The 13,636-nt window shown below is 64.8% G+C and carries 13 protein-coding genes and 1 tRNA gene; 12 read left to right on the top strand and 2 right to left on the bottom strand.

Features of this window, described 5'->3' with window-relative positions; genetic code table 11:
- The first annotated feature begins 313 nt into the window (after positions 1–313).
- From U5760_RS05870 to U5760_RS05895, 6 genes are all read left to right on the top strand, one after another.
- The gene (locus tag U5760_RS05870) at positions 314–1,828 is read left to right on the top strand and encodes an RNA polymerase factor sigma-54 (protein ID WP_322010315.1); all 1,515 of its coding nucleotides are present in this window, start codon (positions 314–316) and stop codon (positions 1,826–1,828) included.
- Positions 1,829–2,007: 179 nt separating this feature from the next.
- On the top strand, positions 2,008–2,364 hold the full coding sequence (gene hpf / locus U5760_RS05875) for a ribosome hibernation-promoting factor, HPF/YfiA family (protein ID WP_028227673.1): 357 nt from the start codon (positions 2,008–2,010) through the stop codon (positions 2,362–2,364).
- A 329-nt stretch (positions 2,365–2,693) separates the two neighbouring features.
- The gene (gene ptsN, locus U5760_RS05880) at positions 2,694–3,149 is read left to right on the top strand and encodes a PTS IIA-like nitrogen regulatory protein PtsN (RefSeq protein ID WP_028227674.1); all 456 of its coding nucleotides are present in this window, start codon (positions 2,694–2,696) and stop codon (positions 3,147–3,149) included.
- A 108-nt stretch (positions 3,150–3,257) separates the two neighbouring features.
- Positions 3,258–4,226, top strand: a complete 969-nt coding sequence (hprK, locus tag U5760_RS05885; protein WP_027795920.1) for an HPr(Ser) kinase/phosphatase — start codon at positions 3,258–3,260, stop codon at positions 4,224–4,226.
- 119 nt (positions 4,227–4,345) lie between these two features.
- Positions 4,346–5,239, top strand: a complete 894-nt coding sequence (gene rapZ / locus U5760_RS05890) for an RNase adapter RapZ (RefSeq protein WP_322010318.1) — start codon at positions 4,346–4,348, stop codon at positions 5,237–5,239.
- Positions 5,240–5,277: 38 nt separating this feature from the next.
- Positions 5,278–5,913 (top strand): LON peptidase substrate-binding domain-containing protein, encoded by a 636-nt coding sequence (locus U5760_RS05895; protein WP_322010321.1) that lies wholly within the window; start codon positions 5,278–5,280, stop codon positions 5,911–5,913.
- A 29-nt stretch (positions 5,914–5,942) separates the two neighbouring features.
- Here U5760_RS05895 and mutY read toward each other — a convergent pair whose 3' ends face one another.
- Positions 5,943–7,076 carry an A/G-specific adenine glycosylase gene (gene mutY / locus U5760_RS05900; protein ID WP_415914047.1) on the bottom strand — a complete coding sequence of 378 codons (1,134 nt, stop codon included), beginning with the start codon at positions 7,074–7,076 and terminating at the stop codon, positions 5,943–5,945.
- Positions 7,077–7,091: 15 nt separating this feature from the next.
- A complete protein-coding gene (gene mutM, locus U5760_RS05905) occupies positions 7,092–7,922 on the bottom strand; it encodes a bifunctional DNA-formamidopyrimidine glycosylase/DNA-(apurinic or apyrimidinic site) lyase (RefSeq protein WP_322010323.1) in 831 nt (276 codons plus the stop codon).
- Positions 7,923–8,059: 137 nt separating this feature from the next.
- Between mutM and U5760_RS05910 the strand changes: the two genes are divergently transcribed.
- The 6 genes from U5760_RS05910 to U5760_RS05935 all read left to right on the top strand — a co-directional run bounded on the left by U5760_RS05910 (position 8,060) and on the right by U5760_RS05935 (position 13,504).
- On the top strand, positions 8,060–9,904 hold the full coding sequence (locus tag U5760_RS05910; RefSeq protein ID WP_322010324.1) for a tetratricopeptide repeat protein: 1,845 nt from the start codon (positions 8,060–8,062) through the stop codon (positions 9,902–9,904).
- Positions 9,905–10,017: 113 nt separating this feature from the next.
- Entirely contained in the window at positions 10,018–10,602 is a 585-nt protein-coding gene (gene lolB / locus U5760_RS05915) for a lipoprotein insertase outer membrane protein LolB (protein ID WP_322011063.1), read from the top strand.
- Between the two features lie 25 nt (positions 10,603–10,627).
- Positions 10,628–11,554, top strand: a complete 927-nt coding sequence (gene ispE / locus U5760_RS05920) for a 4-(cytidine 5'-diphospho)-2-C-methyl-D-erythritol kinase (protein ID WP_322010326.1) — start codon at positions 10,628–10,630, stop codon at positions 11,552–11,554.
- Positions 11,555–11,607: 53 nt separating this feature from the next.
- Positions 11,608–11,684 (top strand) — tRNA-Gln (locus tag U5760_RS05925).
- An 81-nt stretch (positions 11,685–11,765) separates the two neighbouring features.
- A complete protein-coding gene (locus U5760_RS05930) occupies positions 11,766–12,722 on the top strand; it encodes a ribose-phosphate pyrophosphokinase (protein ID WP_322011065.1) in 957 nt (318 codons plus the stop codon).
- A 179-nt stretch (positions 12,723–12,901) separates the two neighbouring features.
- Positions 12,902–13,504 (top strand): 50S ribosomal protein L25/general stress protein Ctc, encoded by a 603-nt coding sequence (locus U5760_RS05935; RefSeq protein ID WP_322010327.1) that lies wholly within the window; start codon positions 12,902–12,904, stop codon positions 13,502–13,504.
- The last annotated feature ends 132 nt before the right edge of the window (positions 13,505–13,636 follow it).

Genomic DNA, 13,636 nt, shown 5'->3' on the forward strand with positions numbered 1-13,636 from the left:
TCGCCGCGCAGTTCGACTTGCCTCTCGCCTGTCCGGCGGCACGCTTCGCGCGCCGTCCTTCCCCGACTTCCCGCTGTCGCGTTTCCAGGTCGCATCCACGCCCAAAAGGCGACGATGCGCGCCGAACGGTGCACAAAACGCGCCGTGCGCGTGCCCTGTCCCGCCATCCCCGCAGGCTGTCCTCGCGCCCGCTTCCCAGCGCCGCGCTGCCCGCCGGTTTGAGGGCCACACCATTGTGTGGCACGCGTATTTTCGTGGATGTTGCGTGGTATCGCGGGCGTGGCAAACTCTTTACAATGAATCGCACACTGCCATGAAAGCCAGCCTCCAACTCCGCCTCTCGCAGCATCTTGCGCTGACCCCGCAACTGCAGCAGTCCATCCGGCTGCTTCAGCTGTCGACGCTCGAACTGCAGCAGGAAGTGGCGACGGCGATCTCGCAAAACCCCCTGCTCGAGAACGACGACGACTGGATCGCGAGCCCGCTGCGCGTGGCCGCCGACGGCTCGCTGATCGCGCAACCGCCGACATCCGGCGCCGAGATGGTGTCGGGCTCGTCCCCGTCTTCGACGTCCTCTTCGAACGGCAGCGAGAACGGTGACGGCGAGCCGCAGGGCGTCGACGAATACAACGGCCTCGCGTCCGATGCGAACGGCGACGCGAGCCAGTGGAATCTCGACGACTACGGCCGCCCCGGCAGCGCCTCCGACGACGACGACCTGCCCCCGCTGCAGATCCACGAATCCACCACCACGCTGCGCGACCACCTGATGGCGCAGTTGCGCGTGACCCAGGCGAGCCCGCGCGATCGCGCGCTCATCACGTTCCTCATCGAATCGCTCGACGACGACGGCTATCTGAGCGCCACGTGCGAGGAAATTCTTGCCGATATCCCGGAAGAGCTCGAAGTCGACGGCGACGAACTGAACGCCGCACTCGCGCTGCTGCACAGCTTCGATCCTGCAGGCGTGGGCGCGCGCTCCGCGTCGGAATGTCTCAGGCTCCAGCTGCTGCGCGTCGAATCGTCGCCTACGCGCACGCTTGCACTCGAGATCGTGTCGAACCATCTGGAACTGCTCGCCGCACGGGACTTCACGCGGTTGCGCAAGCAACTGAAGACCGGCGACGACGAACTGCGCGAAGCGCATGCGCTGATCCGCTCGCTGGAGCCGTTTCCGGGCGCCGCTTACGGCAAGGCCGAAGCCGATTACGTGGTGCCAGACATCATCGTCAAGAAGACGGGCCAGAACTGGCACGCGGAACTGAACCCGGAGGTGGTGCCGAAGCTGCGCATCAACCATCTCTACGCGAACATCCTGCGCAACAACCGGGGCGACCCGGGCAGCGGTTCGCTGCGTCAGCAGTTGCAGGAAGCGCGCTGGCTCATCAAGAACATCCAGCAGCGCTTCGAGACGATCCTGCGTGTCTCGCAGGCCATCGTCGAGCGGCAGAAGAACTTTTTTGTGCATGGCGAAATCGCCATGCGCCCCTTGGTTTTGAGGGAGATTGCTGATACGCTGGGCCTACACGAATCAACTGTCTCGCGTGTGACAACTGGTAAATACATGTTGACTCCATTCGGGACACTTGAATTTAAGTACTTCTTCGGATCGCACGTATCAACCGACACCGGGGGCGCGGCGTCATCCACCGCCATTCGCGCCCTCATCAAGCAACTGATAGGAGCCGAGAACACCAAATCTCCTCTTTCAGACAGCCGCATAGCCGAACTGCTGGCGGAACAAGGCTTCGTGGTCGCGCGGCGCACCGTCGCGAAATATCGCGAGGCATTGAAGATCCCGGCAGTCAATCTGCGCAAGTCTCTTTAGCCTGTTGCCGGTTTGCTCCGGCACGGGCACTTTCCGGCCGCGGCGCCAGTTCTGGCGGCGATGGCCGGCCGAGGTAGTCCGTCGCGCAGGCCTTTTCGGGGAAGCCTCACGCGGTCCCACCAGTCGACCGGCATCGCCGCGCATGACGCGTCAGGCGGCTATTAGCCTGGAGAAGCACTATGAACTTGAAGATCAGTGGACACCATCTCGAAGTAACGCCAGCGTTGCGAGAATACGTGATCACCAAGCTGGACAGGGTGCTAAGACATTTCGATCAGGTAATCGATGGCAATGTGGTCCTCTCGGTCGACAACTACAAGGAAAAGGATAGGAGACAGAAGGTTGAAGTGAACCTTCATCTGAAGGGCAAGGATATTTTCGTGGAGAGCGCGAACGGCGACATGTACGCCGCCATCGATCTCGTGGTCGACAAGCTCGATCGCCAGGTCGTGCGCCACAAGGATCGCGTGCAGGGCCACCAGCATGAGTCGCTGAAGTATCAGAGCGCTCCGCCGCTCGAAATCCCTCCGCAGTGATTCCCCGCGGGTCCGACGAGACGACTCGAGATCCGGCCCCAGAGACAAGCCGCCCTGCACGGGCGGCTTTTTCATGAGTAGAGGACATCGAACGATCTGAACTGGTGCAACCACGCATGAACGGTTGCACTAATGCATGGCGCATCGCACCATCGGTTCGTACGCTTGTTCTATAATGGTCCAGTCGTTTTCGGGGCGTGACGTCCCCACGGTCCCGGCACCGGCTTCGCCGCGAGAGTCGCGCGCCATCGGGGCGTGCAGCAGCGTGTCGGATTTCGCGCTTTTCTGCCGGGGTGAGGAGCATTCAGGCCACGTTTTCGCCTGCCAACATGAATCGTTTAGCCAAAATACTTCCCATCGAGAACGTCGTCCTCGGCCTGTCCGTCACCAGCAAGAAGCGCGTCTTCGAACAAGCTGGCCTGATCTTCGAAAACCAGAACGGCATCGCCCGCAGCACCGTTACCGACAACCTGTTCGCGCGCGAGCGCCTCGGTTCCACCGGTCTCGGCGAAGGCGTTGCCATTCCGCACGGCCGCATCAAGGGCTTGAAGCAGCCGCTCGCCGCCTTCGTGCGCCTCGCGGAACCCATCGCCTTCGAAGCCCCGGACGGCCAGCCCGTCTCGCTCCTCATCTTCCTGCTCGTGCCCGAACAGGCTACGCAGCAGCACCTTGAAATCCTGTCCGAGATCGCGCAACTACTGTCGGATCGCGAGACGCGCGAGCGCCTCCATACGGAACAGGACCGCGAAACGTTGCATCGCCTGCTCACCCAGTGGCAACCTTGATGTAACGCGCCGCCGAAAGCGGCGAGCAAGCGGCGCCGGGCCCACGCGGCGGCGCCCGGTTCGAACCGTCGCGGCCCTAAACCCGAGTCTTCGCGGAGTCACCGACTCATGGACACGTCCAGCATCAACGCCCAAAGCATCTTCGACGACAACGCCACTACGCTTAAGCTCAGCTGGCTGACGGGGCACGAAGGCTGGGAGCGCGGCTTTTCGGCCGAGACGGTGGCGACGGCCACGGCGAGCGCCGACCTCGTCGGCCACCTGAACCTGATCCACCCGAACCGCATCCAGGTGCTCGGCGACGCCGAGATCCACTACTACCAGCGCCAGACCGACGAAGACCGCTCGCGCCACATGGCCGAGCTGATCGCCCTCGAACCGCCGTTCCTCGTGGTCGCGGACGGCATGACCGCGCCGCCCGAACTGGTCCTGCGCTGCACGCGCTCGTCCACGCCGCTCTTCACGACGCCCATGTCGGCGGCCACCGTCATCGACAGCCTGCGCCTCTACATGTCGCGTATCCTGGCGCCCCGCGCCACGCTGCACGGCGTGTTCCTCGACATTCTCGGCATGGGCGTGCTGCTCACCGGCGACTCGGGCCTCGGCAAGAGCGAACTGGGCCTCGAACTGATCAGCCGCGGCCACGGCCTCGTCGCCGACGACGCCGTCGATTTCGTGCGCCTCGGCCCCGATTTCGTCGAAGGCCGCTGCCCGCCGCTGCTGCAAAACCTGCTCGAAGTGCGCGGCCTCGGCCTCCTCGACATCAAGACGATCTTCGGTGAAACGGCCGTGCGCCGGAAGATGAAGCTCAAGCTCATCGTGCAGCTCGTGCGCCGCCCGGACGGCGAGTTCCAGCGCCTGCCGCTGGAAAGCCAGACGGTGGATGTGCTGGGGCTGCCCATCAGCAAGGTCACGATCCAGGTGGCGGCGGGCCGCAACCTCGCCGTGCTGGTGGAAGCCGCCGTGCGCAATACGATCCTGCAGCTGCGCGGCATCGACACGCTGCGCGACTTCATGGACCGCCAGCGTCTCGCCATGCAGGACCCGGACAGCCAGTTTCCCGGCAAGCTGATCTGACCGAGCCGCCGGGCACGCTTCTGGCATGGCCTTAAGCGGGGCGCCGAAGCGCCCGGAGTGTCATCGCGGGAGCCCGGGTCCGATGCTATGATGACCCAATCAGGTCCATCGACTTTCCCATGCGTATCATCCTGATCACCGGTATCTCGGGTTCCGGCAAGTCGGTCGCGTTGACCGCGCTCGAAGACGTCGGCTATTTCTGCGTCGACAATCTGCCTCCGCGCTTTCTGCCGCAACTCGCCCAATATCTCGCCGAAGACGGCTACGACCGCCTTGCGGTCGCGATCGACGCGCGTTCGAGCTCGTCGTTCGACGACATGCCGCAAATGATCCGCGACCTCGCGCACGAACACGACGTGCGCGTGCTGTTCCTCAACGCGAGCACGCAGTCGCTGATCCAGCGCTTCTCGGAAACGCGCCGCCGCCACCCGCTCTCGGGCTCGGCCGCGCACGACGCCAACGTGGGCATGCTGAAGTCGCTCGAAGAGGCCATCGAGCACGAGCGCGAACTCGTCTCGAATCTCGCCGAGTTCGGTCATCAAGTCGATACGAGCAGCCTCAGCGCCAATGCGCTGCGCGCGTGGGTCAAGGCCTTCGTCGAGGGCGAGCGCGGCTCGCTCATGCTCACCTTCGAATCGTTCGGCTTCAAGCGCGGCGTGCCGCTCGACGCGGACCTCGTGTTCGACGTCCGCACGCTGCCCAATCCGCATTACGACAGCCGCCTGCGTCCGCTCACGGGCCTCGATCAGCCGGTGATCGACTTCCTGCGCGCGCAGCCCGCCGTCCACGAAATGATCGACGACATCTACGCGTTCGTCGCGAAGTGGCTGCCGCATTTCCGTGCGGACAACCGCAGCTATCTCACCGTCGCGATCGGCTGCACCGGCGGCCAGCATCGCTCGGTCTTCATTGCCCAGACGCTGGCCACGCGCTTCGCGGGCCAAACGAACGTCATCGTGCGCCACCGCGACGCGCCCCTCGACGTTGGAGAGTCGTCCCGGCTAATCGCCTAACCGGCCGCGCGCGCGGCCTTAACCGGAAGCGTTGCGCCATGTCCTCGTCCCCTGCCGTGCTTGCCGATTTGCCGCTTTTCCCGCTGCATACGGTGCTCTTCCCCGGCGGCTTGTTGCCGCTGAAGATCTTCGAAGCGCGTTATCTGGACATGGTCAGCCGTTGTCTGCGAGAGAAAACGCCGTTCGGCGTGTGCATGCTCAAGAGCGGCGGCGAGGTGGCGCAGCCCGACGAGCCCTCGGTGCCCGAAGGCATCGGCTGTCTCGCGCAAATCGAGCAGTGCGACGCCGAATCGTTCGGCATGCTGCTGATCCGCGCGCACGGCACGCAGCGCTTCCGGCTGCTGTCGTACCGGGTGGAGAGCGACGGTCTCGTCGTCGGCATGGCCGAACCGCTGCCCGAAGATATCCCGCTGGAAGGCACCGAGCAGCTTGCGCGCTGCGGCGCGTGCGCGGAGGTGCTCGAACGCATCATCGCGACCATCCGCGAACGCGATCCGGCGAGCGTGCCGTTCGCGGAGCCGTTCCGCTTCGACGACCCATCGTGGGTCTCCAACCGCCTTGCCGAAGTGCTGCCGATCCCCTTGCGCGCGCGCCAGAAGCTCATGGAGTTACCCGATGCGGGCGCACGTATCGACGTTGTGCATCACTACATGCAGCAGCATCAGTTGCTCTGACGCGCTGGCTTCGCGGTCAAGCGCGGGCCTCAGATCAGCGAGCCGCGCAAGCCGTCGAGCAGCTTGCGCACCGGCGCGGGCACGCCGAACGCGTCGATCTCGCGCAAGTCCACCCATGCGGTCTGCCCATCGCCGAATTCGATGGCCGATGCGCCCGACTGCGCCCCGCGCGCGAGTTCGACCACGCGCGGCTCGATGTCGAGCTTGAAGTGCGTGAAGGTATGCGAGAACGGCGCAAGCGGGGAGACCTTGCTTGCAGCGCCGAACGTCTGCGCGCGCTCGGCGAGCGCCGCTTCGTCGGCGGCTTCGGGCAGGCTCCACAGGCCGCCCCAGATGCCCGTGGGCGGACGCTTCTCGAGCATCACGGCATCGCCGTCGAGCAGCACGAGCATCCACGTGCGGCGCGTCGGCACGGCCTTTTTCGGGCGCGCGGCGGGCAGTTCGCGCTGGCGCCCCGTCGTATTGGCGACGCAGTCCACGGCGAACGGGCAGCGCGCGCAATCGGGCTTGCCGCGCCCGCATAACGTGGCGCCGAGGTCCATGAGCCCCTGCGTGTAGGCGCTCACGTCCGCATCGCTCGCGCCCGCGCCGGGAACGATCGATTCGGCGAGCGTCCACATCGCGTTTTCCACGCGTTTTTCGCCCGGAAAACCCTCCACGCCGAACACGCGCGCGAGCACGCGCTTCACGTTGCCGTCGAGTATCGTCTCGCGCGCGCCGAAGGCGAACGACGCAATCGCGGCCGCCGTCGAGCGGCCGATGCCGGGCAGTTCGGCGAGCCCTTCGACGGTCTCCGGAAAGCGCCCGCCGTGCTCCTGCGCGACGACCTGCGCGCAGCGGTGCAGATTGCGCGCCCGCGTGTAGTAACCGAGCCCGGCCCACAACGCCATCACATCGTCGAGCGGCGCGGCGGCAAGCGCTTCCACCGTCGGAAAACGCTCGAGAAAACGCGCGTAATACGGAATCACGGTGCCCACCTGCGTCTGCTGGAGCATGATTTCCGATAACCAGATTCGATAGGCATCGCGCGTGTTCTGCCACGGCAGGCCGTGCCGGCCGTGCTCGCGCTGCCATGCGATGAGACGCGGCGCGAAGCTCGCGATGAGTTCGGGCGGATATGTTCCGGCAGGCAGCGCGCGGGAAGAGGACGAAGAACGATACATGGAGGAACCGGAAGTTCAGCGCTGGCAGCGCGGACAGAAATAAGTGGACCGCTGGCCCTGCACGATCTGCTTGATCGGCGTGCCGCACACGCGGCACGGTGCACCGGCGCGGTCATAAACGAAATATTCGAGCTGGAAATAACCGCTTTCGCCGTTGCTGCCGACGAAATCGCGCAACGTGCTGCCGCCCTTCTCGATCGCCGAAGCGAGCACCGCGCGCACCGCGTCCGCCAGCAGTTCGTAGCGCGCGAGCGAGACGCGGCCCGCGGGCGTAGTGGGCCGGATGCCGGCGCGAAAGAGGCTTTCCGATGCGTAAATATTGCCCACGCCCACGACGATATCCCCCGCGAGCAGCGCCTGCTTGACAGAAACCTTGCGGCCGCGCGTTTCGCGATAGAGCAGCGCGCCGTCGAAAGCCGGCGTGAACGGCTCGATGCCGAGCCCCGCGAGCAGCGGATGGCCCAGCACGTCGCCCGCCTCGCGCGGATGCCAGAGCACGGCGCCGAAGCGGCGCGGATCGCGAAAGCGCAGCGTGAAGTCGTCGAAGAGCCAGTCGACGTGGTCGTGCTTTTCGGCGGCGGGCGGGCGCGGCATGTTACGTATCACGCGCAGCGTGCCCGTCATGCCGAGATGGACGATGAACCAGCCGTCCTCGACCTCGAACAGCAGATACTTGCCGCGCCGTCCTACCGAGCGCACGGTCCTGCCGCGCAGCGTACGCGCGAGCGCGGCGGGCACGGGCCAGCGCAGCGCCGGGTTGCGCACGTCCACGCGTTCGACCCGGCGGCCGGCGACCCAGGGCTCGATGCCCCGGCGGGTAACCTCAACTTCTGGCAGTTCTGGCATGTCTAACGTAGGGCCTCGTCATACCCGGGTCCGATGACGGATCCGGGTTGGTCTGCAACTTGCATAATCGTTTGTGCGCGTTGTGCGCGTATTGTAGCCAGCGCGTTACAATCGACCGAAACATTCGACGGAATTCCATGGAACTGTCTTTCGTAAAGCTGTTTGCGAAGCGCCCGTCCATCGTGGCGCAGCGCCTGCCCGTGGCCATCGGTGCCCGCCGCCTTCTTGGCGCGGCGGTGCTCGCAGCCTGGGCGCTGACCACATCGAGCGCGTATGCGCAGGATCCGGCCCCCGACACCGACGACACTTCCGTCTCGATCCCTGATGTCTTCGGCCCAGAAACGGCCGACGAGAAGAAGGATCTGCCCGACGTCGCCCTGAATAGCCAGATCGTCTTCCAGGTGCTCGCCGCGGAAATCGCGCTGCAACGCGACCAGCCGGCGCCCGCCTACCAGACCTATCTCGCGCTTGCGCGCGACACGCACGACCCGCGCATGGCGCAGCGCGCGACCGAGATCGCGCTCGCGGCCCAGAGTCCGTCCGACGCGCTGAACGCGGTCCAGCTGTGGCAGCAGTACGCGCCGGATTCGGAGCGCGCTGCGCAGCTCGACGCCTCGCTCCTCGTGCTTTCCGGCCGCCCCGACGACGCCGGGCCGCTGCTCGCGCGCGAACTGGCGCGCGTGCCGGCCGACCAGCGCGGCCCCGCGCTGGTCTCGCTGCAGCTCCTGATCTCGCGGGGCCCGAACCGCGTGGGCGGGCTGAACGTGCTGAAGGATCTGCTCAAGGACGACATGAACCGTCCCGAGGCACAGCTCGCGATCGGCCGTCAGCAGTTGCTGGCCGACGACGTGCCCGGCGCGCGCAAATCGTTCGAGCAGGCGCTCGCGATCAAGCCCGACTATCTGCCCGCAGCGCTGATGCTCGCGCAGATGGGTCCGGAAGAGCGCAAGGAAGGGATCGCGGCGATCGAAAAGTACGTGCAGCAGAACCCGAAGTCGCATGAAGGGCGTCTGGCGCTCGCACAAACCTACCTCGCGGCCGACCGCCTCGACGACGCGCAGAAGCAGTTCGAGATGCTGCACAAGGACAACGCGAACGACCTGATGCCGGTGATGGCGCTCGCGCTGATCGCCGTGCAGCAGAAGAACTACGACGCCGCGCAAAAGTACCTGGTCCAGTACACGCAGCTCGCGGAAAAGACCCCGGGCGCGGATCCGGGCCAGGGCTACATCTACCTCGCGCAACTCGCCGCCGAGCAGAAGGACGACGCCACGGCGCAGAAGTGGCTCGACAAGATCGGCCCGGACAGCCAGCAGTACATTCCGGCGCAGATCACGCGCGCGCAGCTGCTCGACAAGGAAGGCAAGGTCGACGACGCGCGCCGCCAGCTCGCGAGCATCCAGGCCGACGATCCGCGCGACCAGGCACTGATCGCCCGCACGGACGCTGCGATCCTGTTCGACGCGAAGCGCTATCCGGAAGCGGAAGCGCGCCTCGCGAAGGCCGTATCCGACTTCCCGGACGATCCCGATCTCGCCTACGACTACGCGATGGCCGCCGAGAAAACCGGCCACTACGACGTCATGGAAACGCAGTTGCGCAGGCTCATGAAGACGCAGCCCGACAATCCGCAGGCGTACAACGCGCTCGGCTACTCGCTCGCCGACCGCAACCTGCGCCTGCAGGAAGCGGACAAGCTGGTCGAGAAAGCCTCGGCGCTCGCCCCGGACGACGCGTTCATCATGGACAGCGTGGGCTGGGTGAAGTACCGGATGGGCGATAACGCCGACGCCATCAAGCTGCTGCGCAAGGCCTACAGCCTGCAGCCGAACGCCGAGATCGGCGCGCATCTGGGCGAAGTGCTGTGGAAGAACGGCGACCAGGACGGCGCACGCGACGCCTGGCGCGAAGCGCGCAAGCTCGAGCCCGACAACGACACGCTCCTGAAAACGCTCAAGCGCTTTCAGGTCAACGATCTTTGATCCCCGCCCCCGACTCTCGCTGGTTCTCGCTGATGGCAGATAACCGAACGACTTTCCGCCCCGCCTCGCCGGTTTCGTATCGCGCCCGCTTTCTGCGGCGCCCGGCGCTCGGCATGGCGGCGGCCGCTCTGTTCGCGCTCGCAGGCTGCGCCACGACGCCGCATCCTCCCGCCGGTCAACCCTCTACCGCGAACGCCACGACGTCGCTCACCACGCAGACGAGCCGCGCCTACCAGGGTCGCTTCGCGGTGCAGTACGTCGACCAGAACGGCCAGCAGCGCAACGCCTACGGCAACTTCGACTGGCGCGAGACCGACTCCACGGTGACGCTGCAACTGCTCAATCCGCTTGGGCAAACGCTCGCGGTCATCACCTCGTCGCCGGCGCAGGCGACGCTCGAACTGCCGAACCGCCAGCCGCTCACCGCGGACAATGTCTCGACGCTGATGCAGCAGGCGCTCGGCTTCGCGCTGCCGGTGGAAGGCCTGCGCTACTGGCTGCAGCCTTCGGTGGCACCGACTTCGCGTGCGCATACGAAGGCCGATCCGCAGGATCCGGCGCGTCTCGGGCAGATCGAGCAAGATGGCTGGACCATCGACTACGTTGCCTACGCCGACGCACCCGCCACCGGCGTCAAGCGCGTGAACCTCACGCGCGACGACCCGCCGCTCCAGATCAAGCTCGTGCTCGACCAGTAAAAGCGGCCCGCACGCCCAACGCATCATGACCGAAACCCAAGACTCGCTGCGCGACTGTCTCGCGCCCGCGAAACTCAATCTGTTCCTGCATATCACCGGCCGCCGCGCAGACGGCTATCACAACCTTCAATCGGTGTTCCAGCTGCTCGACTGGGGCGACACGCTGCACTTCAACCGCCGCAACGACGGCCGCATCATGCGCACGACCGAAGTGGAAGGCGTGCCCGCCGAACAGGACCTCACCGTGCGTGCGGCGATGCTGCTCAAGCAGCACACGGGCACGCACGAAGGCGTGGAGATCGACATCGAAAAGCGCCTGCCGATGGGGGCAGGCCTCGGCGGCGGCAGCTCGGACGCGGCGACCACGCTGCTCGCGCTCAACCGTCTCTGGAAGCTCAATCTGACGCGCGCCGAATTGCAGGCGCTCGCACTGAAACTGGGCGCCGATGTACCGTTCTTCGTGTTCGGCAAAAATGGCTTCGCCGAAGGTGTCGGCGAGGCGCTGGAGGCTGTACAATTGCCCCCGCGTCATTTTTTGGTCGTGACGCCGCAGGTGCATGTTCCAACCGCCGCGATTTTCTCTGAAAAATCGTTGACAAGGGACACAAAGCCTTGCACAATAGCAGTCTTTCTTGCACAGCAATTTGCAGACGGCAAGCAGCAAAGCGGATGGCCAGACAGCTTCGGCCAGAACGATATGCAAGCGGTTGTCGCAGGAAAATACGCGGAAGTAGCGCAGGTGCTGGAATGGTTCGAGTGCATCTCGAACAACATCGCACCGGCGCGGATGACCGGATCGGGCGCAAGCGTATTTGCAGCGTTCGCCAGCCGGGCCGAAGCAGAAGCGGCACAATCGCAGCTGCATGAGTATTCGGCAAGGACTGGGGCGAACTGGCGCAGCGCGGTAACCTCGAGTCTGGACACGCATCCACTCTTCGCTTTCGCGGCATAAGTTTTAGCCTCACTGAGCGTCCTACCCGTTCAGCGAAGCGCAAAGTTAAGTGTAGGGGAGTCGCCAAGTTGGTTAAGGCACCGGATTTTGATTCCGGCATGCGAGGGTTCGAGTCCTTCCTCCCCTGCCAAAAATTCCAGCGGTTACGATGCAGCGCGTCGCGAAACGCTTGTAGTTCCTCTCGCCCTCCCAAGTCCGCAGCAGGTGCATGATGAGCAGCCATGACGGCCTGATGGTTTTTACTGGCAACGCAAATCCCGCGCTTGCCCAGGAAGTCGTCAATATCCTCGGTATTCCCCTCGGCAAGGCGATGGTTAGCCGCTTCTCCGACGGTGAAATCCAGGTCGAAATCCAGGAAAACGTGCGTGGCAAGGACGTCTTCGTCCTGCAGTCCACCTGCGCGCCGACCAACGACAACCTGATGGAACTGATGATCATGGTCGATGCGCTCAAGCGCGCATCCGCCGGCCGGATCACCGCCGCCATCCCCTACTTCGGTTATGCCCGTCAGGACCGCCGCCCGCGTTCGGCGCGCGTCGCCATCTCGGCGAAGGTCGTGGCGAACATGCTGGAAATCGCCGGTGTCGAGCGGATCATCACGATGGATCTGCACGCCGACCAGATTCAGGGCTTTTTCGACATTCCCGTCGACAACATCTACGCAACGCCCGTGCTGCTCGGCGATCTGCGCAAGCAGAACTACGAGAACCTGCTGGTCGTTTCGCCGGACGTCGGCGGCGTGGTGCGCGCCCGTGCGCTCGCCAAGCAGCTCAACTGCGATCTCGCGATCATCGACAAGCGTCGCCCGAAGGCGAACGTCGCCGAAGTGATGAACATCATCGGTGAAGTCGAAGGCCGCACGTGCGTCATCATGGACGACATGGTCGACACCGCCGGCACGCTCTGCAAGGCCGCTCAGGTCCTCAAGGAGCGCGGCGCGAAGAAGGTGTTCGCCTACGCCACGCACCCGGTGCTTTCGGGTGGCGCGGGCGAGCGTATCGCCGCCTCCGCGCTCGACGAACTGGTCGTGACCGACACGATTCCGCTCGGCGCCGAAGCGCGTTCGTGCGCGAAGATCCGCTCGCTCACGAGCGCCGGTCTTCTCGCCGAAACGTTCTCGCGTATTCGCCGTGGCGATTCGGTGATGTCGCTCTTCGCAGAGAGCTAAGCAATTCGCGCCGGAGCGCGGCATTCGCAAGGATGCCGCGCTCCGGTGTAATCGGTGCGAGCGGACGTAGCTTCGCACCGCCTTGTCGGGGGCCTTCAGGCTGACGATCTGAGCAAGATCGGCCGAAAAGGCCCCGTTTTACTGCCTGGTCGCGGGCAGTGTACTGAAAAGAGAAAACCATGAAAGTCATCGCTTTCGAACGCAATCTGCAAGGTACGGGTGCGAGCCGCCGCCTGCGCAACGCTGGCAAGACGCCGGGCATCGTGTACGGTGTCGGCGCCGAACCGCAACTGATCGAGCTCGATCACAATGCGCTGTGGCACGCCCTGAAGAAGGAAGCTTTCCATTCGTCGATCCTCGAGATCGAAGTGGCCGGCAAGTCGCAACAAGTCCTGCTGCGCGACGTGCAATACCACCCGTTCCGTCAGCTCGTGCTGCACGTGGACTTCCAGCGCGTCGATCCGAACAAGAAGATCCACACGAAGGTGCCGCTCCACTTCCTGAACCAGGAAAGCAACCCGGCTGTGAAGCTGGCGAGCGCGATCATCTCGCACGTCCTGAACGAAATCGAAGTGGTGTGCCTGCCGGGCTCGCTGCCGGAATTCCTCGAAGTCGACCTCGCGAAGATCGAAGCCGGCCAATCGCTGCACGCCAAGGACATCACGCTGCCGAACGGCGTGACGCTCGTCCCGCACGTGGAAACGGAAAACCCGGTGATCGTCTCGGCGACGGTTCCGGCCGGTGCCGTGGCGGCAGCCGAAGGTGAAGCCGCAGCCGAGTAAGCTGCAGGATAGAACCGATATCCTCTCGATCCGTTTCTCTGAAACGGTCGACGTAACCCGCCGCGGTTCGCCCCGGCGGGTTTTTTTTCGCGTTTTTTCCGCGCGTTTTCCAGCGCAGTTTTCAGACTCGGG

Source organism: Paraburkholderia sp. J12 (assembly GCF_905220215.1).
Classification (GTDB): Bacteria; Pseudomonadota; Gammaproteobacteria; order Burkholderiales; family Burkholderiaceae; genus Paraburkholderia.